Source organism: Streptomyces sp. CRN 30 (genome assembly GCF_034105845.1).
In genome coordinates, this window is sequence record NZ_JAVRHI010000155.1 from 1 (window position 1) to 20,622 (window position 20,622).

The window sequence follows — 20,622 nt, forward strand, 5'->3', positions numbered from 1 at the left end:
TCCGGCGTTGACCACCGCGTTGTCGAAGGACAGCGAGATTTCCAGGACGGAGAGGATCGCCACGACACCGAAAGCGGTCCACCCCCCGTAGAAGACCGCCGCGACCAGGCCGAGCGCGGTGACCGCGAACGACCAGCCGAAAGTCCTCAGGATCATCGGTCCGTCACCGCGCTCTCGGGGAGGAGGACGATGCCGTCGTCGTCGGCGTGCAGCACGTCACCCGGCCGGAACGTCAGGCCGCCGATGGTGACGGGGACGTCGACGGCTCCGGCGGCGTCCTTGGCGCTCTTGCGCGGGACGGTGCCGAGCGCCATGATGCCGAGCCGTAGCCCGGCGAGGGCGGCGCTGTCGCGGACGGCACCGTCGATGACGAGGCCGGCCCAGCCGTTGTCCTGCGCGGCCCCGGCGATGAGGTCGCCGACCAGGGCGGTGCGCAGGGAGCCGCCGCCGTCGACGACGAGAACGTGGCCCTCGCCGGGGGTGCGCAGCAGGTCGCGCAGGAGGCCGTTGTCCTCGTGGCAGGCGACGGTGCGGACCGGGCCGGCGAAGCTCCGGTCGGCGCCGAACTGGCGGAACTGCCGGTCGCAGACGCGCAGCGCGGTGCCGTACCGGTCGACGAGGTCGGCGGTGGGGACGGGGGTGACTGTCATGAGGGCTCCTTCACTGGGGGTGGCTGCCGCGCCCGCGGCTCATCCGGCCGTCAGGGGGATGCGGGAGCGAGCGCGGCAGCCTGCTCGGGGGTGAGGGGACGGGTGGTGTGTCCCCGCAGGAGGAGGTGGAGTCTGGCCGTCTCCTCCAGTTCCTCGACCGCGTCGGCGGCCTGTTCCAGCGACGCGCCCGCGACGACCGGTCCGTGGTTGGCGAGCAGCACGGCGTGGTGGTTCCGGGCCGTCCGCTCGGCCAGCGGTTCCAGCGCGCTGTCGCCGGGGGCGTGGTAGGGGAGCAGCGGGAGGGCGCCGACGCGCATGGCGTAGTACGCGGTGAGCGGCGGCAGGGCGTTGTCCGGGTCCACGCCGTCGAGGCAGGAGACGGCGGCGGCGTACGTGGAGTGCAGGTGCACGACCGCGTGGGCGGCGGGCCTGGCCCGGTAGAAGGCGGCGTGCAGGAACGTCTCCTTCGTCGGACGTGGACCGTCGAGGTGGCGGCCGCGCAGGTCCGTGCGGGACAGTTCGCCGGCGGTGACGGTGCCGAGACTGGAGCCGGTGGGGGTGAGCAGCAGGCCGCCGTCGGCGAGGCGGACGGAGAGGTTGCCGGTCGAGCCGTGGGTCAGGCCCCGGGTGAAGAGCGAGCGCGCGGTGCGGACGATGAGCGCGCGGGCGGCGGACTCGTCGGCGTAGGCGCTCACTTGGCCTCCGTGAGGGCACGGACGAACAGGTCGGGGGCGCCGAAGTTGCCGGACTTCAGCATCAGGGCGAGGTCCCCGTGGCCGGTGGTGGCGTACGTCCAGGGGACCCCGGGGTCGGCTTCCTCCCCGACGAGTACGGCCCGGACGCCGAGGGCGGTGGTGACGGCGCCGGAGGTCTCGCCGCCGGCGACGAGGAGCCGGCGTACGCCGCGTTCCACGAGGTGGGTGGCGAGGGTGCCGAGCAGCGCCTCGACCTGGGCGGCGGCTTCCGCGACGCCCAACTGAGCCTGTACGGCCGCCAGTTCCTCCGGAGAGGCGGAAGCGTAGATCAGTACGGGCAGGGCGGGGTCCTGCGCGTCGTACCAGGCCAGTGCCTCACCGGCGACGTCGCGGCCGGTGGCGGCGGCGAGGACGTCCAGGTGGAGGGAGGGCAGCCCGGCGGCGTGGAACCGGGCGATCTGTTCCAGCGTACGGGCCGAGCAACTGCCCGCCAGGACGGCGGCCCGCCCCCGGTCCGGCCGGGGGGCGGCGGTGGCCGGTGCGGTGCCGGGGCAGGCGTGTCCGATGCCCTCGGCGAGGCCGGCGGCCCCGGCCACGACCGGCAGTTCGAGCGTGGCGGCGCCCAGGACGGCGAGGTCGTCGTCGGTGAGGGCGTCGGCGACGACGTGCCGGACACCGGCCCGCTCGTGGGCCAGTACGGCGTCCCGGACGGCTTCCGTGCCGCGTCGCACGGTGGCGAGGCCGACCAGGCCCACCCCGTGCCGGGTCTGCGCGGACAGCAGCCGTGGCAGGGAGGAGTCCGTCATCGGGTTGAGGGGGTGGTGGCGCAGCGGCGAGTCGGACAGCAACTGGTCGTGGACGAAGAGGTGGCCCTGGTAGACGGTGCGGCCGTTGGGCGGGGAGGCGGGGCAGTGCAGGGTGACGGTGGCGCCCGCGGAGTCCATGAGGGCGTCGGTGACCGGGCCGATGTTGCCGTGCGGCGTGGAGTCGAAGGTGGAGCAGTACTTGAAGTAGATCTGGGCGGCGCCCTTGGTCCACAGCCAGCGCTGGGCGGCGAGGGTGTCGGCGACGGCCTCCTCGGCGGGCACGGAGCGGGACTTGAGGGCGACCACCGCGGCGTCGCAGTCCGCCGGGAGCACCGTGGTGTCGTCCGGGGCGCCGAAGACCAGGGCGGTGCGCAGGCCCGCACGCCGGAAGGCCGCGGCGACGTCCGTGCCGCCGGTGAAGTCGTCGGCTGTGCAGCCGATGCGCAGGGTCATGATCGGGAGTCTCTCCTCGGGCACCCCGCCGGGGGACGCCTTGTCAGGTGGGCCGGTGTCCTGTTCGGGGCCGTCTCGCCGGGTGTTTCCGTGCCCTGTTCGGGGCCGTCCGGACGAGCGGACCGCTCGGGCGCCGGGGCGGGTGACCGCGGTGGCCCCGCCCCGGAGTACGGACGGTCAGCTCCGGCCGGCGCGGATCGCCTTGACGACGGCGGCGGTGAACTCGGTGGTGGAGGCCGAACCGCCGAGGTCCCGGGTGGAGATGCCGGCGGCGATCGTGTCCGCCACCCCCTTCTCGATGGTCTGCGCGACAGCGGCGAGCCGCTCGTCCCCGTGCTTCGCGCCGAGCCACTCGAAGAGCATGGCGCCGGAGAGGATCATGGCGACCGGGTTGGCGATGTCCTGCCCGGCGATGTCGGGGGCGGAGCCGTGGGAGGCCTGGGCCATGGCGGTGGTGGCCGAGGAGTTGATGGACGGCGCGGTGCCCAGCGAACCGGAGATCTCGCCGGCCAGGTCGGAGAGGATGTCGCCGAACATGTTCTCGGTGACGATGACGTCGAAGTCCTGGGCGCGACGCACCAGGTGGACGGTCATGGCGTCGATGTGGAAATCGTCCACGGCGACGTCCGGGTACTCCTTCGCCACCTCCTGGCACACCGTGCGGAACAGGCCGGTGGTGAGCTTCAGGACATTGGCCTTGTGGACGATGGTCAGCTTCTTGCGGCGCGAGCGGGCCAGGTCGAAGGCGACGCGGGCGACGCGTTCGGTGGCCTCGCGGGTGATGATGCCCAGCATGATCGCGGTGTCGGGGGTGGGCATGAACTCGCCGGTGCCGGCGAAGGTGTTGCGGTCGGCGTAGAAGCCCTCGGTGTTCTCGCGGACGATGACGAGGTCGGCGTTGTCGCAGACGGCCTTCGCGCCGGGGAAGGACTTGGCCGGGCGGATGTTGGCGAAGAGCTGGAAGTGCTTGCGCAGGGTGCCCGAGGGGTTGAGGTCGGACTTGTGCGGCTCGGGGTAGCTCACCGAGTCGTGCGGGCCGAGGAACCAGGCGTCCAGTCCGGCCAGGGCGTCCTTGGTCTCCTCGGGGACGGGGGTGCCGTGGGTCTCGATCGCGGCGGCGCCCAGCGGCAGGGTCACCCAGTCGACGGAGACGCCGGCGGCCTCGGCGGCGGCGGTGGCGATCTCGACGGAGGACGGGACGATCTCCGGGCCGATGCCGTCGCCGTCGAGGACGCCGAGGCGGTAGGTCTTGCTGCTCATGGTGCGGGTTCCTCTCGAAGAAACTGGGGGAGTGCGGTGGGGTCAGGACAGGACGGTCGCGGCGTCGGTCAGCGCGGTCCAGGAACGGGCGGCGGCCCTGCGACTGTCCCCGTCCTGGGTGTGTTCCAGGGTCAGCCAGCCGGTGAAGCCGCCGGCTCGCAGAGCGGTGAACAGGGCGGGGAGCCGGGGGTCACCCACGGTCAGCGGACCGCGGGTGGCGTGGGCGGCGAGTTGCAGACAGCCCGTGACGCGGGCGTGGTCGGTGACGGCCCGCACCGTGTCGACGCCCTCGGCGTCGAGGTGGTGGGTGTCAAGGACCAGCCCGGCACCGGCGTCCAGTGTGCCGATGACGGCGAGGGCCTCGGCCGGGGTGTGCCACAGCGAGGTGTTGGCGCGGGACTGGGGTTCGAGAAGGAGCCGGGTGCCGTGGTCGGCGGCCTCCTCGGCCAGTTGCTGCACGGCGCGTTCGGCCCACAGGCGCTGCATGTCCTCAAGCCCTGGCAGGAAGCGGCCGCGGGCCTGGCCGAGGGTGACCGGGACACCCAGTGCACCGGCCAGCCGGGCCGCGCCCAGCAGCCGGAACAGGGCGTGGCGGCGGACGTCGGGCGAGGGGTCGGTCAGGGTCAGCCGGTCCTGTGCGGCGACGGGGCCGGTGCCGATGCCGAGGACCGTCAGTCCCGCCTCCTCCACGGTCCGGGCCAGCGCTTCGGCGTCCTGGGCGCCGGTCTCGCGGACCTGGATCTCCACGCCGTCGTAGCCCAGTTCGGCCAGTTCGCGGACGGCCTCGGCGAGCGGGGCCGAGTGACCGAGCACCATGGGAGAAGCGCAGTCGTCGGCGGAGACGGTGTAGGCCAGCGGCCAGGGCAGTCCCGTACTCATGACACGACCGCCGGGGCCCCGGCCGGGGTGAGCAGGCCGCGCAGTTCACGGGCGGCCGCACCGGCACCGTCCAGCACCGGCACGCCCAGCAGGGCGGCCAGGGCGTCGCGCGCCGGGGCGAGCGAGTACTGCGCCAGGAGCACCGCGTCGGCGTCGGTGCCGCCGGCCGCGTGCAGGGCGTCCGCCAGGTGACGGGCGGCCGCCGCCGGTTCGGCACCGGCGGCCTGCTCGCTCAGCGCCGTCACGAGGTCGACGGGCCGGTCCGGGCGGACGGCCGGGACGAGCGCTTCGAGCTGGGCGACGGCCGCCGGGACGGCCGGCGGGGTGGAGGCGACGACGGCGATCCGCCGGTACGGTCCGGACAGGGCGGCCTTGAAGAGCGACTCGTCGGACTTCAGCACCGGTACGTCCCACAGCGCTCGGGCGGTGTCGACCACCTCTCCGTAGGAGGAGCAGGTCAGCAACAGGCCCTGGGCGCCGCCGTCCATGACGTGCGCGATCAGTCGGAGCATGCGGCGGCGCAGCGCGTCGGTGAGGCCGCCGGTCGTCCGGGCGTCGTCCAGCAGACGGTCGTCCAGGACGTTCCAGACCGTGGCTCTCGGGAACTCCTGGGCGAACGCCTCCTGGGCGATGCGGTGGGCGGCCGGCACGGCGTGGATCATGGCGACCAGGGGAGGGGATTCGTTCACCGGGCTTTACCTCTTCCGGTAGGCGGGGACCGGCGGGGGTCCCGGCCGGGGGCCGGTCTCCGGCCGGTCGGGAGAGGCTCCCTGACGGCGAAGGACGCGGGCCCGAGACGGGGACGGCGGCGTGGTGTCGCGCTGCCGCGCCGCCACTGTAGATCGAACCGGTCAACCGGTCAACCGGTTGCGCCGACGGTGAGACCGGGGTGCCGGGTCCGTTCCCGTCCCGGCCGTCGGGGCCGGCGACCCCGGCCGTCGGAACCGGCGACCCCGCGCGTCCGGCCAGGGCGCCCGCGCGCCGGGGTGGTCCCCCCCCCGGAGATACCGAGGGGCACCGCGCCCTCCCTGGCCACCCCCGGCTCACGCCTTCCCGTCATCGGCGTCTGCCGTTTGGCTGTCACCGGCGTCTGCCGCCTTCCCACCATCGGCGTCTGCCGCTTGACTGCCACCGGCGTCTGCCGCCTGCCCCGTCGGCTCATGCCGCCCGGCGGCCGGTGGCTCCCGGCGGTCCGGTGTCGCCCCGTGCGGTGCCCCCGTCAGCCCTCGCGCTGTTCCAGTGCCTTCATCAGGCGCCGGGACGCCCCGGCCATATGGCGGGCCATCGCCGTACGCGCGGCCTCCGCGTCGCCGTTCGCGACCGCCTCGAAGATCGGTACGTGGTCGTCGTAGGCCACCTCGCGGGAGCGGACCGCGCCCGTGCGTTCCACCCAGCCGCGCTGGATCATCGCCCGCATGCCCTTGAGCATGTCGCGCAGCACCGTGTTCCCGGCCAGTTCGCCGAGGGCGGCGTGGAACGCGGTGTCCGCCTCGGGGAACTCCTCGTCCGGGCACTCCCGCATCGCGGTCAGGCGGGTCCGCAGCAGCTCGACGCCGGCCTCGTCGCGCGCCTCCGCGGCCAGTCCCGCGACGATGACCTCCAGTTCGGCACGGGCCTGCACCATGTCGCGGGCGCCCCGCTCACCGAGTACCAGACCCAGCTCGAACAGCCGGTAGAGCACGTCCGAGTCGGTGCCGCGGAAGTACGTCCCGCTGGACTGCCGGATCTCCAGCAGTCCCAGGAAGCCGAGTGACTTGATGGCCTCGCGCACGGTGGGCCGGTTGACCCCGAGCATCTCGGTGAGCTGCCGCTCCGAAGGGATGCGGTCCCCGGGCTGGACCTCGCCGGACATCAGGTAGTCGATGAGGCGGCGGGAGACCTCGGCGGCCAGCGGCTCGCGCGGCTCGACCGTGATTCTGGCGAGTTCGGCCATCGATTTCCTCACTTCGGTATTGACGCGATGGCCGGATTCTAGTTACCTACCGGCAATCCGGTAAACCGGTTGTCCGGAAGCCGACGGTCGAGCCGCCGTCCTTCCGCCCCGACCGGCGGTCCGGTTCCCCCAGACCTGCCAGGCGCACTCCTGACGTCCTCGTCGGCCCCCTGGCCTCCTCGACCGTGCGCCCGCCGAGCCGCCGTCCGACCGGCGGCCCTCGGTCCTGCCCCAAGGAGCAACGATGCTCGCCGTCCTCGGCTTCGCCACGCTGGGCAGCTTCATGCTGCTCGTGATGCGGAAGTACCTCTCCGCGTTCACCGCCATCATGCTCACCCCCATCGTCGCCGCCGTGATCGCGGGCAAGGGGGGCAAGCTCGGCGACATGATCATGAACGGCCTGGACACGGTCGCGCCCACCGCGGCCCTGCTGCTCTTCGCCGTCCTCTACTTCGGCCTGATGATGGAGGTGAAACTGTTCGAGCCGGTGTGCCAGGCCATCGTCCGAGCCTCCAAGGGCGACCCCGTCAAAATCGTCATCGGCACCGCCGTCCTGTCGCTCTGCGTCGCCCTGGACGGCGACGGCACCACCAGCTACATGATCGTCTGTTCCGCGTTCCTGCCCATCTACCGGCGCCTCGGCATGAACCCGCTGATCCTCGCCACGCTCGCGGCGATGTCCCTCGGCACCATCTCCGGGTCCACCCCCTGGGGCGGCGCCGCCACCCGCGGGATCAGTGTTCTGCACCTCAACGCCAGTGAGTACTTCGTCCACATGATCGGCCCGATGGCCCTGACCAGCCTGGCCATCATCGCCGTCGCCTACTGGCTCGGCCTGCGCGAACGCCGCAAGATCGACCCGGAGAAGCTCGCCGCGTACAAGCTGGAGATCGCCTCGGGCGAGGCGTTCGAGCGGGTCGTGGTGGACTGGCGGATGTGGTTCAACGCCGCCCTGACCGTTCTGCTGATGGTGCTCCTCATCCTGGAGGTCGCCGACCTCCTCGTCCTCTTCATGGTGGCCTTCGTCGTCGCGCTGCTCGTCAACATCCGCGCCATCGGCGACCAGCAGGAACTCATCAAACGGCAGGCGTCCAACGCCGTCCCGGTCATGATCCTGGTCCTGGCCGCCGGCGTCTTCACCGGCATCATGACCGACTCCGGCATGATCAAGGCGATGGCCGACGCGGCCCTGTCGATCGTCCCGGACGGCTGGGGCAACGTCATCCCGCTGTTCACCGCGGTGCTCGCCCTGCCGCTGGGCTTCTTCATGTCGAACGACGGTTACTGGTTCGGTGTCGTCCCCGTCCTCGCGGAGTCCGCGAGTCACTACGGCATCGACGCCAACGAGATAGCGCGGGCCGGCGCCATCGGCCAGATCCTCCACATGATGGGCCCCACCTCGGCTCCTCTCTGGGTCCTCATCGGCCTGGTCAAGACCGAACTCGGCGACTTCCAGAAGCACGCCCTGCGCTGGGGCGTCCTCGTCTCCTTCGCCTACATCGCCTTCGCCCTCCTCACCGGCGCGATCAGCATCACCTGAGCCGTGCGTACGGCCCCGGATCTGGACCTGGACGCCGTCGTCGAGACCGGCGTCACCGCCCGGGTCGACGCCGAGCACGCGAAGGCCGCCGCCGGTCAGGCGTAGTTGTCCCCGTGGGTGAGGGTCTCCCAGGCCGTGAAGAGCGCGTTGGTGCCGGCCGGGCGCTGCTGGAGGGTGAGCGCCTGGGTGTTGGTCATCGCGATGCCGAGCCGGTTGTGCAGGGCGTTGTAACCGACCTCGGTGACGGGTCCGAGGCCCCGGGTGAGCGAGCCGCCGCACAGCCAGTCGGGAACGGCGGTGCCCAGTTCGTACTTCGACTGGAAGCCGAGTGCCTGGCGCAGCCGTTCGCCGACGTCGGTGCCGTACAGGTCCTGCCCCTGGATGCGGCTGGTCTCCGCGACGTGCGAGATGGCGGAGATGCCGTATCCGGTGTGGGTGAGGTCGCGGCACGTCTCCTGGGTGAGGCCGGTGACGAAGGTGGACTGCCCCTGCCAGTAGGAGACGACCTTGTCCCGGGTGTTCAGGTTCTGGCTCGGCACGGTCTTCGGCAGGTCGCCGTCGGAGGCCAGGTAGACGTAGGCGGCGGCGCGGGTGCGGAACCTGGCCATGGCGGAGTCGTAGGAGGACTTGTCCTCCAGGAAGACGGAGATGCCGACGGCCGCCTCCGTCATGGACAGTTCCCAGTTGCCGTTGGAGTTGGAGCCCTTGATGACCACCGGCAGGTAGACGTCGCGCAGCATGCCGGCGAACCGGTCGGCGCCCGGCCAGCCGCCGGTGTACGTGTACTTGATGATCTCGGCGGCCTTGGGCCAGGAGGAGCCGGCCCAGCCGGTCTGCAGGGGCGCGTTGCTGTTGGTGTGGCTCTTGATCACGGCCGACCAGGCGTCCATGATCTCGATGGCCTTCTGGGCGTAGCGGGCGTCACGGGTGATGTACCAGGCGAGGGCGTCGGTGTAGGCGGCGATCGCGTCCTGGCGTTCGTCGGTGCAGCCGTAGTTCGGGTTGGAGTACGAGCCACACTCCACGGTGGCCCGGGGTTTAGGGGTGCGGCCGAGGTCGGCGTAGGAGGAAGCCGTCATCTGGTCGTAGGCGCCCTTCCACGGCTGGGCCCCGGCCAGGACCTGGGTACGTACGTGATCCAACTGGGCGCGGGAGACGGTCACTCCGGGGTGGGTGAACGTGGCGGGCGCGGCCTCGGCGCGCGGGGCTCTGGGCAGCAGCAGGCCGCAGGTCACCACGGAGACCAGGGCGAGGAGGAGGACGACCCGGGTGGTGCGGTGGGCCGGAGGAGGGACGACAGGCATGTGGCAGCCATCCGTTCTTGTATGTGAACGATGGGTGGGGGACTGAACATGTGCGTCGGGCGCTGACCTTAGGTACGCACCAATGCCGCGTCAAGGGGGTAGGCCGCACCGGCTGTGTCCTTGATCACGGAAAAACGCGGGTTATCCCGTGATGTCCTGGGAAGCAGCGCCCGGTGTCCCGAACCGACCTGAAACACGCACAGCCCGACGGTCCGCCCTCGCCCGAGGACGACACCGCCTTCCTCGGCCAGCCCCGCGGCCTGCTCACCCTCTCCGGCCTGGAGGTCTGGGAGCGGTTCTCGTTCCTCGGTATGCAGGCGATCCTCGTCCTGTACTTCGCCGACACGGTCGCCAACGGCGGCCTGGGCATGTCCGCCGGCACCGCCGCCTCGGTCTCCGCCGCCTACGGCACCCTGGTCTACCTCGTCTCCGTCGCCGGCGGCTGGCTCGCCGACCGCATCCTCGGCTCGTACCGCGCGGTGCTGTGGGGCGGCATCCTGATCGCCTGCGGCCATTACGCCATGGCCGTGCCCGCCGGCGCCATGACCTGGGTGGGCCTCGGCCTCATCAGCGCGGGCACCGGCCTGCTCAAGCCCAACGCCGCCACGATGGTCGGCAAGCTCTACCGGACCGAGGACGAACGCCGGGACGCCGGTTTCGCGGTCTACTACATGGCCATCAACATCGGTGCCTTCGCCGGGCCGCTGGTCACCGGCTGGCTCAGCGACCACCAGGGCTGGCACTGGGGCTTCTCGGCGGCGGCGACAGGCATGACCCTGGGCCTCGCCCAGTACGTCCTCGGCCGCCGCAACCTCGCCGGGCGCCAGCACACCGCCGGGTCACCGCTCGCACCGGCCGCCCTGCGCCGCACGGTCCGCCTGACCGTCGCCGGGGCCGTCGCGGTGGCGGTCGTCGCCACGGCCCTCGCGCTCGCCGGGTGGCTCACCATGTCCCGCTTCGTCGACCTCCTCACACTGATCTCCGTCGTCGCGCCGGTGGTCTACTTCGCGGTGATGTTCGCCAGCCCCCGGGTGAGCACCGCGGAACGCGGCCGGCTCAGGCCCTACGTCGTGCTCTTCCTGGCCTCCACCGTCTTCAACTTCGTGCTGTTCCAGGCGTACTCCACGATGATGCTGCTGGCTTCGACCGACGCCGGGACCACCGTCCTCGGGTTCGACTTCCCGGCCAGTTGGTACGCCTCCGCGCTGGGCGCCTTCGAGGTCGCGCTCGCGCCCGTGGTCGCCGCCGTGTGGGTGCGCATGGGACGGCGGCAGCCGCACGCCTCCAACAAGATCGCCATCGGTGTCGTGCTGGGCGGCCTGTCCTTCCTGCTGATGGTCCTGCCCACCGCCGGCGACGACTCCGGCGGCCACCTGATGTCCGCCTGGTGGATCGTCGGCTCCTACCTGCTGCTGGGCCTCGGTGACGTCGTCCTGGAGACCTCCGGCATGTCGGCCACCACCAAGCTGGCCCCGGCCGCCTTCTCCAGCCAGACCATGTCCCTGTGGTTCCTGTCCCTCGCCCTCGCCAACGGCATCCAGGCCCAGACCGTCAAGCTCTACGACGACGTGTCCCACTCGGCCTACTTCGGCGTGAACGGCGCGATCGCGGTGGCCGCGGGCCTCGCCGTCATGGCCGCCGCACCGTACCTGCGCCGCACCATGCACCCTGTCCACTGACGTACACGTATCTGGATCCCCACACATGCGCCTCCGCACGACCTTCCCCCACGAGACCACCTGCGAGGATCTGCGCATCCCGCTCCCGGACGGCACCCACCTCTACGCCCGGATCTGGCGCCCGCTCACCCCCGAACCCGTACCGGCACTCCTCGAATACCTCCCCTACCGCCTCTCCGACTGGACCGCGCCGCGCGACGCCCAGCGCCACCCCTACTACGCGGGCCACGGCTACGCCTCCGTCCGCGTCGACGTCCGGGGACACGGCAACAGCGAGGGCAGACCGGGCGACGAGTACTCCGCGACCGAACTCGCCGACGGCGTCGCGGTCGTCGAGTGGCTGGCGGCCCAGCCCTGGTGCAACGGCCGGGTCGGCATGTTCGGCATCTCCTGGGGCGGTTTCAACTCCCTGCAGATCGCCGCGCTCGCCCCCGAGCCGCTCAAGGCGGTCGTCACGGTGTGCTCCACCGACGACCGCTACGACAACGACGTGCACTACATGGGCGGTTCCGTCCTCGCCGTCGACATGCACGCCTGGGCGTCGACCATGCTCGCCTTCGCCTCCCGCCCGCCGGACCCCCGGTACGCCGGCGAGGGCTGGCGCGACCTGTGGCTCGACCGGCTCCAGCACCTGGACCCGTTCATCCACACCTGGCTGGACCACCAGACCCGCGACGCCTACTGGCGACACGGCAGCGTCTGCGAGGACTACGGCGCGATCGACGCCGCCGTCCTCGCGGTGGGCGGCTGGCACGACCCGTACCGGGACACGGTGTTCCGGCTCCTCGAACACCTCCCCGCCGACCGGGTCCGCGGGCTGATCGGGCCCTGGTCGCACCAGTACCCCGACCGCGGCCTGCCGCCGGGCCCCGCCATCGGCTTCCTCCAGGAGACCCTGCGCTGGTGGGACCAGTGGCTGAAGGGCGAGGACACCGGCGTACGGCAGGACCCGCCGCTCCGCGCCTACCTCAGCGACTCCCACCGCCCGGCCACCGTGTACGACACCCTGCCCGGCCGCTGGGTCGGCGAGCCCGCGTGGCCCTCGCCCAACGTGACGACCGTCCCGTACGCCCTGCGGGGCATGCCCGTGCCGGTCCGTTCGCCGCAGCACACCGGCGTCGACGCGGGCCGGTTCTTCCCCTTCGGCAACGACGCCGACCTGCCGCCCGACCAGCGCGAGGAGGACGCCCGCTCCGCCTGCTTCGACTTCCTGGCGGAGGAGGAGACCTGGGTACTGGGCCGGCCGCGCGTGCGCCTGCGGATACGGTCGGACGCGCCACGCGGCCAGGTCGTCGCCCGCCTGTGCGACGTGGCACCGGACGGCTCCTCCACCCTCGTCACCCGCGGCGTGCTCAACCTCTCCGCGCGCCACGGCCGCGACCGGGCGGTGGAATGGGAACCCGGGACCACCGAGGAGGTCACCTTCGAGCTGAACGGCATCGGGCACGTCTTCCCGCCGGGCCACCGCGTCCGGCTCGCCGTCTCCTCGGCGTACTGGCCGTGGATCTGGCCGCAGCCCGGCTCCGAGGCGGGATTCACCCTGGAGCCGGTGGGCAGCGCCCTCGAACTGCCGGTGCGCGACCGGCACGTCACGGACCACATCACCTTCGCCGAGCCCGAGCAGGCCGTACCGCTGGGCGTCCGGACGCCGGCCCCGGCCGACGGGACACGCCCCGAGCGGCTGGTCGTCCGGGACGTCGCCGAGGGGACGTGGCGACTGGAGGTCGACCCGCGCTACGGCGGCACCCGGGTGTACCCCGACGGACTGCGGTTCACGGAGGACGCGCTGGAGACGTACACGATCCAGGAGGCGGACCCGCTGTCGGCCGCCACCCGCTCGGAGTGGACGGTCCGGCTGCACCGCCCGGACCTCGGCTGGGACGCACGGGTCCGCACCCGCTCCGGCATCACCTGCGACGCGACGCACTTCACCACGTCGAACGAGGTGATCTGCACGGACGGCGACGAGGTGGTGTTCCGGCGGACGTGGGAACGACGGATCCCGCGGACGGCAGGCTGAACACGGACCCCGGGCCGCGCTTCCGGTCGGGACCGGAAGCGCGGCCCGGGGTGGGCCGTTCACCGTGGGTGGGTGGTGGCGAGAGCCGCGGTGAGTCCCTTCAGGAGGGCCGCGTCCTCGTGGTCGGCGCTCGCCCAGGCGATGTGTCCGTCGGGGCGGACCAGTACGGCACGTACGTCGGTGAAGGCGGCGGGACGCCGGTGCGGGACGCCGCGGTGGACGCGGAGGCCCGGCCCGGCGAACGCGTCGAGGGAGCGGGTGGTGCCGTCCGTGAGGTCGAGCAGGAGGTAGCTGTCGGCGCGCAGCAGGGCGAACAGGCCGGTGCCGCCGAGCGGAAGGTCGGGGGCGCGGGTCCCGGTCAGCGGGTGCGCGTCGGCGCCGTCGGGCGGGTAGGCGACCGACACTGAGCTGACCTGCGCCGCCAGGCGGTCGTTCAGCTCGGGCAGCTCGGCGATCAGGCCGGCCAGCAGCCCCCGCAGCCCGAGTCCCTCGGCGCTGAACGCCGTCATCAGGGCGACCTGGGCGCGGCTCGTCGCGGTGAGGTCGGCGCCGACCGGGTGGCGCTCGGCGTGATAGGTGTCCAACAGGGCGGCGGGGGCCCAGCCGTTGAGCACGGCGGCCAGCTTCCAGGCCAGGTTGCCGGCGTCCTGGACACCGACGTTCATGCCGACACCGCCCGCCGGGAAGTGCTGGTGCGCGGCGTCACCGGCGAGGAAGACGCGGCCCGCGCGGTAACGGGCCGCGAGGCGGGTGGCGTTGCCGAACCGGGAGAGCCACACCGCGTCCCGCATACCGAAATCGGTACCGGTCACGGCGACGGCGTTCTCCCGCAGCTCCTCCAGCGTCGGGTCACCGGGCCAGCTGGTCGTCACGTCGCGCGGGACGATACCCACCACACGGTGCAGACCGCCGGGCATGGGCGCGGCCATGAGCGTGCCCGCCGGACCGAACCAGCTGCTGCCGGGGGCGGGCGGCTCGTCCAGGACCACGTCACCGAGCCAGCCCAGCACGGTGGAGGGGGTGCCGGGGAAGTCGATGCCCGCCGCGGCGCGCACGGTGCTGCGGGTCCCGTCGCAGCCCACCAGGTAGGCGGCCCGCAGGATCTGGGTCCCGTGCTCTCCCCTGACGTGCACGGCGATGTCGTCGGGGCCGTCGGTGAAGCCGGTGACCTCGTGCCCGCGCAGGATGTCCGCGCCCAGGTCGAGAGCCTGCTGTTCGAGCAGCGCCTCGGTGCGCTCCTGCGGCAGGGCCAGGGTGTGCGGGAACGGGGTGGGCAGCCGGCGGAAGTCCAGCCGCGTGTCCAGGACGCCGAAGTGCCCGCCGGGCAGGGCCACGCCCTCGGCCACGAAGGGTTCGTGCACGCCGCGGGAGGCGAACGTCTCGATGGTCCGCGGGTGCACGGTCAGGGCACGGGAGCGCGCGTCGCGTTCCGTGCGGCGCTCGATGACCGCGACGGTGACACCGGCCCGGCGGAGTTCGCCGGCCAGCCACAGCCCCACGGGACCGCCACCCGCCACGACGACCTGGTACTTCATGGTTCTCGCCCTCTTTCGTCCAGGCTCTTGGTCGGTGACCAAGCGCTGATGCCGGAGTAAACTAGGTCAGTGACCAATAAGCAAGTGAGGGAAAGCGCCGCGGACCGGCTCACCCGCGCGGCCGTGATCGACGCCGCGCTCGCGGTGCTGGCGGAGCGCGGACTGGACGGACTGTCGACCAGGGCGGTCGCCGACCGTCTCGGGGTCCGCATGAACACCGTCCTGTGGCACGTGAAGACCAAGGCCCGGATGGTGGAGCTGATGGCCGACGCCGTGCTCGGCACCGTCACCCACGAGGACCTCCCCGACGACGCCCCGGCGCGCGTACGGGACCTGGCCGGCCGCTACCGGCGGGCCCTCCTCGCGCACCGCGACGGAGCCGCCCTCGTGGCCGGCACCTACCCGGCCGAACCCCACACCCTGCGCTTCGCCGACCACCTGGTCCAGGCGCTGCTCGCGGCCGGGGCGGACGAGCGGCAGGCGGCCTGGACCACCTGGACGCTCACCTACTTCGTCCTCGGGCTCGCGCAGGAGGAGCAGGCCGCGCCCGGCCGGGACGACGACCGCCTCGACCGGGCGGTGAGCGCCGGTGAACACCCCTCGCTCAGCCGGGTCCTGGAGTATCTCGGTCCGGGGTCCTTCGACGACCGGTTCGCGTTCGGACTGGAGGCGATCCTGTCCCGGGTGGGGGTGTGACCGGCCCCGTCCGTCCTCAGCGGTCGGTCTCGGCCAGTGTCGACTCCAGCAGACCGAGGCCGGCCAGGATCCCGGCCCGCTGCTCCGCGGAGAGCCCGCGCACCGTGGACCGCTCCAGCTCCGCCCAGGCGCTGTCGACCCGCGCCCGCAGCGCCAGGCTGCTCTCCGTCGCCTCGACGATCACGGCGCGACGGTCCGTGGGGGAGGGGGAGCGGCGCACCAGCCCCGCCCTCTCCAGGCGGGCGATGCTGCGCGCCATCGTCGGCGCGTCCGACTCGACGGCCGCGACCAGGTCGACCTGCCGCTGCGGACCTCCGTCCCACAGCGCCATCAGCACCAGCTCCTGCCCCGGACGCAGGCCGCTCTCGCGCAGCAGCCGCCCCGCCAGCGCCTTGTGGAGCCGGGCCACCCGGAAGATCGCGTGGCTGACCGGCCCGGCACCCGGTGCCGCACCCTGTTCCGTCGCCCGCTCGGCCATGCCGTGATGGTACTCCGGAAAAAAGTTGTCCGGCCAAGGAATGTCTTCGCTCTCGTTGGTTGTTCGGCTAAGTAACCGCACGTTCCGACCCGAGGAGAGCGACCGTGACGAACGCCTTCGACCCCATGACCGCCGGCGCGCTGAAGCTGCGCAACCGGATCGTGATGGCCCCGATGACCCGCAGCCGCGCCCACGGCACCCTGCCCACCGCCGACACGGCGACCTACTACGCCCAGCGCGCGAGCGCCGGTCTGATCGTCACCGAGGGCACCCAGCCCTCGGCCGTCGGCCAGGGCTACCCCGACACGCCCGGCCTGCACACGGCCGAACAGGTCGCCGCGTGGCGGCCGGTGACCGACGCCGTGCACGCGGCGGGCGGCACGATCGTCGCCCAGCTCATGCACACCGGCCGCATCGGCCACCCGAGCACCACCGAGGCGGCCGGCCACGGCGCGCTCACCCCGGTCGGACCGTCGCCCGTCAAGGCGGCCGGGCAGGTCTTCACCCCGACCGGGCCCCAGGACCACGTCGTGCCCGACGAACTCACCGACGAACAGATCGTCCGGACCGTCGCCGACTTCGCAGAGGCCGCCCGCAACGCCGTCGCCGCCGGCTTCGACGGCGTCGAGATCCACGGCGCCAACGGCTATCTGCTCCACCAGTTCCTGGCCGGCAACACCAACCTGCGGACCGACCGCTGGGGCGGCTCGCCGGAGCACCGCATCCGGCTCACCGTCGAGGTCGCGCGGGCCGTGGCGGCGGCGATCGGCGCCGACCGCACCGGCATCCGGCTCTCCCCGGCCAACGGACTCGGGGACACCGCCGAGGCCGACCACACCACCGTCTACCCCCTGCTCGTCGCCGAGCTGGACCGCCTCGGCCTCGCCTACCTCCACCTCGTGGAGGCCGGTGCCCCCGCCCTGACGCCCGTACTGCGCGCCGCGTGGTCCGGCACGCTGATCCTCAATCCCGCCGATGCCGATGCCGATGCCGACGCCGCCGGGCCGTCGCGTCGGCTCGGCCTGATCGGCGACGGCGGCGCCGACGCCGTCTCCTTCGGCCGGCTGTTCCTCGCCAACCCGGACCTGGTCGCCCGGCTCGCGGACGGCGCCGCCCTCGCCGAGCCCGATCTGAGCAAGGCGTACGGCGGCGACCACCGCGGATACACCGACTACCCGGCCCTCGACGGCACTCTGCCGACCCTGCCGCCCCTGCCGACGCTCTGAGCGGCCACCGGCACCCTGAGATCATTTGAACCCCGCGCCCCCTCCGAAACGTTGAGTGAAGGGGCGAACTCTCCCTCCATCCGATCGATGAAGGAGCACACTTGCGTCAGCCAACTGTCGCCAGTCGTCGTGCGGTTCTCCAGGGTGCCGCCGGAGTCGCGGCCGCCTCGGCCCTCGGGGTCGGGGCGGCGGCCACGTCCGCGGCCGCCGCTCCGGGAGCCGCGGCTTCGGGAGCCGCGACGGTCCGGGTGCCGCGTACGGTCGCGCACTCGCTCGCGGGCACCGGCGCGCACGCCGGTCCGGTCCGTACGCGGTTCCCCATCGGACACGTCGGCGTCTCCTGGACCGGCGTCCGGCGCGGGGTGGCCATCCGGCTGATCGAGGAGGACGGCACCCTCGGCACCTGGACGAACCTGCGGCCGCTCTGCTCGGCCGGTGCCGACGGTACGGAGCGGGACACGGCCGAGCGGTCCAGCGTCCTGCTCCCGGCCGGCGGGGCCGCCGGGTACGAACTGCGGCTCCCCGCGGGCGCGGAGAACGTCCGCTCCACCGCCCTCGACACGGTGGGCGGCCCGGCCACGAAGGTCGCGGCGGCCGCGACGACCACCCGCATCGGCGACGTGGAGATCGTCACCCGGGCCGGATGGGGTGCCGACGAGTCCCTGCGCTTCAAGGACGACGGGACGGAGAACTCGCCGCAGACGTACTACCCGGCGCAGACGCTGACCGTCCACCACACCGCGGGACCGAACGACGACCCCGACCCGGCCGCCACCATCCGCGCCTACTACTACCTCCACGCCATCGAGAACGACTGGGGCGACATCGGCTACCACTTCCTCATCGACGAGGCCGGTGTCGTCTACGAGGGCCGGTACTCCGGCACGGACGGCATCCCGGCACACGACGCGGACGGCGACATGGTGACCGCCTTCCACGCCGCGGGCTACAACTCGGGCAACATCGGCGTCGCGCTGCTGGGCACGTTCGTCGACCAGGCGCCCACGTCCGCGGCGCGCGCCTCGCTGACCGCGCTCCTCGCGGCCCTGGCCGACTACCACGGCTTCGACCCGCGGGCCGAGGTCACCTTCGTCAACCCGGTGAACGGGGTGACCAAGGACGTCCACATGATTAGCGGCCACCAGGACTGGCTGGCCACCGAGTGCCCCGGCGCCGTGCTCTACACCGACCTGCCCTCACTCCGTACGGACGTGGCCTCGGCTCTCTGAGCCGGACGGCTCACCGGTCCCGGTAGGCCGAGGACCGCTTTCCGGCCGGGTATCCGAACGGCCGTGACCCCACTGGACCCGGGCGGCGGACTCGGCGAGGCTCGACCCCAGAGCGAGCGGGAGAGGGGCGAGCGGGAGAGGGGCGAGCGGGGAAGGGGCAAGCAGGGAGGGGCGAGCGGGGAAGGGGCGAGCAGGGAGGGGCGATGGCCTGGCCGCGACGTGCGTGGCTCGTGCTCGGACTCCGTGCGGACCGGTCCGGCCGTGCGGCACTGGCCTGGGCGGCGGACGCGGCCGCCGCCCGCGATCTCCGCCTCCGTCTGGTCCGCGTCCCGGCCCGGCACCCGGACGACGCCGTGACGGACCTGTGCGAGCGGGCCCGTACGGCCGCGACGGTCGTCCTCGGCGCGGCCACCGGCCCCGACCCCGTCGTCCGGCGGGTCCTCGCGCACGCCCGCTGTCCCGTCGTCGTCGTGAACGACGCCCCGGGCACCGCCGACCGGGTGCCGGCCGACGTACTCGTGGGTGTGGAACTCAGCTGGTACGGACGACGTCGTCCCGCGAACGCCGTCGACCACGCCTTCGCGGAGGCCGCACGCCTCGGCGTGGGGCTGCGCGCCCTGCACGTCTGGCGGCCGCCCCCACTGGGCGTCATGGACGAGACCGCCGCCGTACGGGAGTACCAGCGGCTGCTGGCCGCCCTGGTGGCGTCCCGTCAGGTCCTGTACCCGGAGATACGGGCCCGGTGCGAGGTCGTGCGCGGGCGGCCGGCGCGAGTGCTCCGCCGGGCGGCCGCTCATGCGTCGCTCCTGGTCATCGGCGCCCCGGGCCGTCCCCGGCCCGCCGGACGGTGGGCCGGTCCGGTGGTCCGCGGCACCCTCGGCCGGACACCGTGTCCGGTCGCCGTCGTCCCGCCCGGGTACGCGGACGCCCGCCGGAGGTCCCTGCCCCGCGCCGGCCGGCTCCTCCGCCGGACCCGGGCGACCGTACGCCGCCTCAGGGTCCGCGGCCGATGAGCGGTGCCGTGGTGATGTGGTGATGTGGTGCCATGGTGCTGTGGTGCCGCGGTGCCGTGGTGTCTGCCACGTCCGGGTTTCCGGAGCCGACGCCGCGTCAGGCGTCGACGAGCTCGGCCGGCGACGCGCCCCCCGACGCCGTCTCCTGAGCGCCGCGCCACTCGCGCGGCGCCATCCCGTAGGCGGCCCGGAAGACCCGGCTGAAGTGCGCGGCACTGGTGAAACCCCACCGGTGGGCCACCGCGGCGATGGTCGCGTTCCCGTGCAGGGCCAGGTCGCGCCGGCACTCCTCCAGACGGCGCCGCTGGATCCACCGGCCGACCGTGGCGTCCGTGCTCTGGAACAGCTTGTGCAGGTACCGCAGGGAGATGTGGTGCGCGCGGGCGATGACCTGCGGGGTCAGATCGGGGTCGGCGAGATGCCGGTCGATGAACGCCTGGATGCGCAGCAGCAGCGCCCGGCTCCCGTCGGGGTTCTCCTCGACCGCTTTCTCCAGCACCTCCTCGGCCAGGACGCCGAGCAGGTCCACGACATTGCGGGCCATCAGCTCACCGGTACGCGGCGGGTAGCTTCCCGCACCGTCCACCAGCCCGGCCAGGAAGGGCGACACCAGGGCGCCGAGGAACGAGTCAGGGCCGAGCGGGTGAGCCGTCACCCGGGCGATCTCGGGCTCGGTCAGGCCGAGCACGTCCCTCGGAATGACGAGGGACTTGGCCCGGAACGCCTGGGGCAGGATCAGCCGGAGGGGGCGGCCCATGTCGTACACGAAGATGTCCCCGGGGCCGAGCATCGCCGTGCGGCCGTCCTGTTCGAGGCGGCCCACCCCTCGGTCGAGCATCTTGACGACGACGTGCTCGTCCAGTCCGTCCTGGCGGATGTGCCGGCGCGTCCGTACGGCGGACAGGCCGTCGCCCTCCACGGTGACGGCCTGGAGACGGCCCAGCGGCGTGCTGGCGATCATGCCGGAGTACCCCTCGTCGGGGACGGTCAGGCTGACGGTGCCGAGCACCCGGGACAGGGCCCCGCGCCAGTACTCCCGGCGGTGCTGCTCGGGCAGCGCGTCGGTGGTGTGGAAGCTGCCGGCGGAATTGCCCTCCGGGACGTCCGGCGCCATGTGTTCACCCTTCGACTGATCGGTGCCTGCCACGACACCGTGCCAGCCGGCCCCGGCCCGGCGCATCGCGTGAACCCGCTAGATCACCGCGCCGAGCCACCACGGGGTCGTC

At 72.9% G+C, this 20,622-nt stretch carries 18 protein-coding genes; 7 read left to right on the plus strand and 11 right to left on the minus strand.

The features are described 5' to 3' along the window. Positions 1 to 152 precede the first annotated feature (152 nt). From rraA to UW392_RS14865, 7 genes are all read right to left on the minus strand, one after another. Complete coding sequence (rraA, locus tag UW392_RS14835) at positions 153 to 650, minus strand: ribonuclease E activity regulator RraA (protein WP_320775448.1); 498 nt, start codon at positions 648 to 650, stop codon at positions 153 to 155. Positions 651 to 700: 50 nt separating this feature from the next. After that, the gene (gene otnC / locus UW392_RS14840) at positions 701 to 1,345 is read right to left on the minus strand and encodes a 3-oxo-tetronate 4-phosphate decarboxylase (RefSeq protein WP_320775449.1); all 645 of its coding nucleotides are present in this window, start codon (positions 1,343 to 1,345) and stop codon (positions 701 to 703) included. Further along, entirely contained in the window at positions 1,342 to 2,604 is a 1,263-nt protein-coding gene (gene otnK, locus UW392_RS14845; protein WP_320775450.1) for a 3-oxo-tetronate kinase, read from the minus strand. Before otnK ends, otnC begins: the two co-directional genes overlap by 4 nt. 177 nt (positions 2,605 to 2,781) lie before the next feature. Further along, on the minus strand, positions 2,782 to 3,864 hold the full coding sequence (locus tag UW392_RS14850; protein ID WP_320775451.1) for an isocitrate/isopropylmalate dehydrogenase family protein: 1,083 nt from the start codon (positions 3,862 to 3,864) through the stop codon (positions 2,782 to 2,784). Positions 3,865 to 3,906: 42 nt separating this feature from the next. Next, positions 3,907 to 4,743 (minus strand): sugar phosphate isomerase/epimerase family protein, encoded by an 837-nt coding sequence (locus tag UW392_RS14855; protein ID WP_320775452.1) that lies wholly within the window; start codon positions 4,741 to 4,743, stop codon positions 3,907 to 3,909. Continuing rightward, positions 4,740 to 5,432: an aspartate/glutamate racemase family protein gene (locus UW392_RS14860; RefSeq protein WP_320775453.1), complete on the minus strand. Its 693-nt coding sequence runs from the start codon at positions 5,430 to 5,432 to the stop codon at positions 4,740 to 4,742. The genes UW392_RS14855 and UW392_RS14860 overlap by 4 nt, the downstream gene beginning before the upstream one ends. 530 nt (positions 5,433 to 5,962) lie before the next feature. Continuing rightward, a complete protein-coding gene (locus UW392_RS14865) occupies positions 5,963 to 6,676 on the minus strand; it encodes a FadR/GntR family transcriptional regulator (RefSeq protein WP_320775454.1) in 714 nt (237 codons plus the stop codon). A 244-nt stretch (positions 6,677 to 6,920) separates the two neighbouring features. On the opposite strand from UW392_RS14865, the gene UW392_RS14870 reads away from it, so the two are divergent. After that, on the plus strand, positions 6,921 to 8,216 hold the full coding sequence (locus UW392_RS14870) for a citrate:proton symporter (RefSeq protein WP_320775455.1): 1,296 nt from the start codon (positions 6,921 to 6,923) through the stop codon (positions 8,214 to 8,216). A gap of 95 nt (positions 8,217 to 8,311) precedes the next feature. On the opposite strand, the gene UW392_RS14875 is transcribed toward UW392_RS14870, so the two are convergent. Further along, on the minus strand, positions 8,312 to 9,520 hold the full coding sequence (locus tag UW392_RS14875; protein WP_320775456.1) for an alginate lyase family protein: 1,209 nt from the start codon (positions 9,518 to 9,520) through the stop codon (positions 8,312 to 8,314). Positions 9,521 to 9,693: 173 nt separating this feature from the next. On the opposite strand from UW392_RS14875, the gene UW392_RS14880 reads away from it, so the two are divergent. Then, on the plus strand, positions 9,694 to 11,199 hold the full coding sequence (locus UW392_RS14880; RefSeq protein ID WP_320775457.1) for a peptide MFS transporter: 1,506 nt from the start codon (positions 9,694 to 9,696) through the stop codon (positions 11,197 to 11,199). 25 nt (positions 11,200 to 11,224) lie between these two features. Beyond that, the gene (locus tag UW392_RS14885; RefSeq protein ID WP_320775458.1) at positions 11,225 to 13,219 is read left to right on the plus strand and encodes a CocE/NonD family hydrolase; all 1,995 of its coding nucleotides are present in this window, start codon (positions 11,225 to 11,227) and stop codon (positions 13,217 to 13,219) included. Positions 13,220 to 13,278: 59 nt separating this feature from the next. Here the strand turns inward: UW392_RS14885 and UW392_RS14890 are convergent, their stop codons facing one another. Continuing rightward, positions 13,279 to 14,754 (minus strand): FAD-dependent monooxygenase, encoded by a 1,476-nt coding sequence (locus UW392_RS14890; protein WP_320775459.1) that lies wholly within the window; start codon positions 14,752 to 14,754, stop codon positions 13,279 to 13,281. 69 nt (positions 14,755 to 14,823) lie between these two features. Between UW392_RS14890 and UW392_RS14895 the strand changes: the two genes are divergently transcribed. After that, positions 14,824 to 15,450, plus strand: a complete 627-nt coding sequence (locus UW392_RS14895) for a TetR/AcrR family transcriptional regulator C-terminal domain-containing protein (RefSeq protein ID WP_320775460.1) — start codon at positions 14,824 to 14,826, stop codon at positions 15,448 to 15,450. Positions 15,451 to 15,466: 16 nt separating this feature from the next. Here the strand turns inward: UW392_RS14895 and UW392_RS14900 are convergent, their stop codons facing one another. Then, a complete protein-coding gene (locus tag UW392_RS14900) occupies positions 15,467 to 15,928 on the minus strand; it encodes a MarR family winged helix-turn-helix transcriptional regulator (protein WP_320775461.1) in 462 nt (153 codons plus the stop codon). 104 nt (positions 15,929 to 16,032) lie between these two features. On the opposite strand from UW392_RS14900, the gene UW392_RS14905 reads away from it, so the two are divergent. The 3 genes from UW392_RS14905 (at position 16,033) to UW392_RS14915 (ending at position 19,396) form a co-directional block, all read left to right on the plus strand. Next, complete coding sequence (locus tag UW392_RS14905; protein ID WP_320775462.1) at positions 16,033 to 17,154, plus strand: alkene reductase; 1,122 nt, start codon at positions 16,033 to 16,035, stop codon at positions 17,152 to 17,154. Between the two features lie 101 nt (positions 17,155 to 17,255). Then, on the plus strand, positions 17,256 to 18,383 hold the full coding sequence (locus UW392_RS14910; RefSeq protein ID WP_320775463.1) for an N-acetylmuramoyl-L-alanine amidase: 1,128 nt from the start codon (positions 17,256 to 17,258) through the stop codon (positions 18,381 to 18,383). A 203-nt stretch (positions 18,384 to 18,586) separates the two neighbouring features. After that, positions 18,587 to 19,396: a universal stress protein gene (locus tag UW392_RS14915; RefSeq protein ID WP_320775464.1), complete on the plus strand. Its 810-nt coding sequence runs from the start codon at positions 18,587 to 18,589 to the stop codon at positions 19,394 to 19,396. Positions 19,397 to 19,493: 97 nt separating this feature from the next. Here UW392_RS14915 and UW392_RS14920 read toward each other — a convergent pair whose 3' ends face one another. Further along, complete coding sequence (locus UW392_RS14920) at positions 19,494 to 20,510, minus strand: helix-turn-helix domain-containing protein (protein WP_320775465.1); 1,017 nt, start codon at positions 20,508 to 20,510, stop codon at positions 19,494 to 19,496. Positions 20,511 to 20,622: the final 112 nt, after the last annotated feature.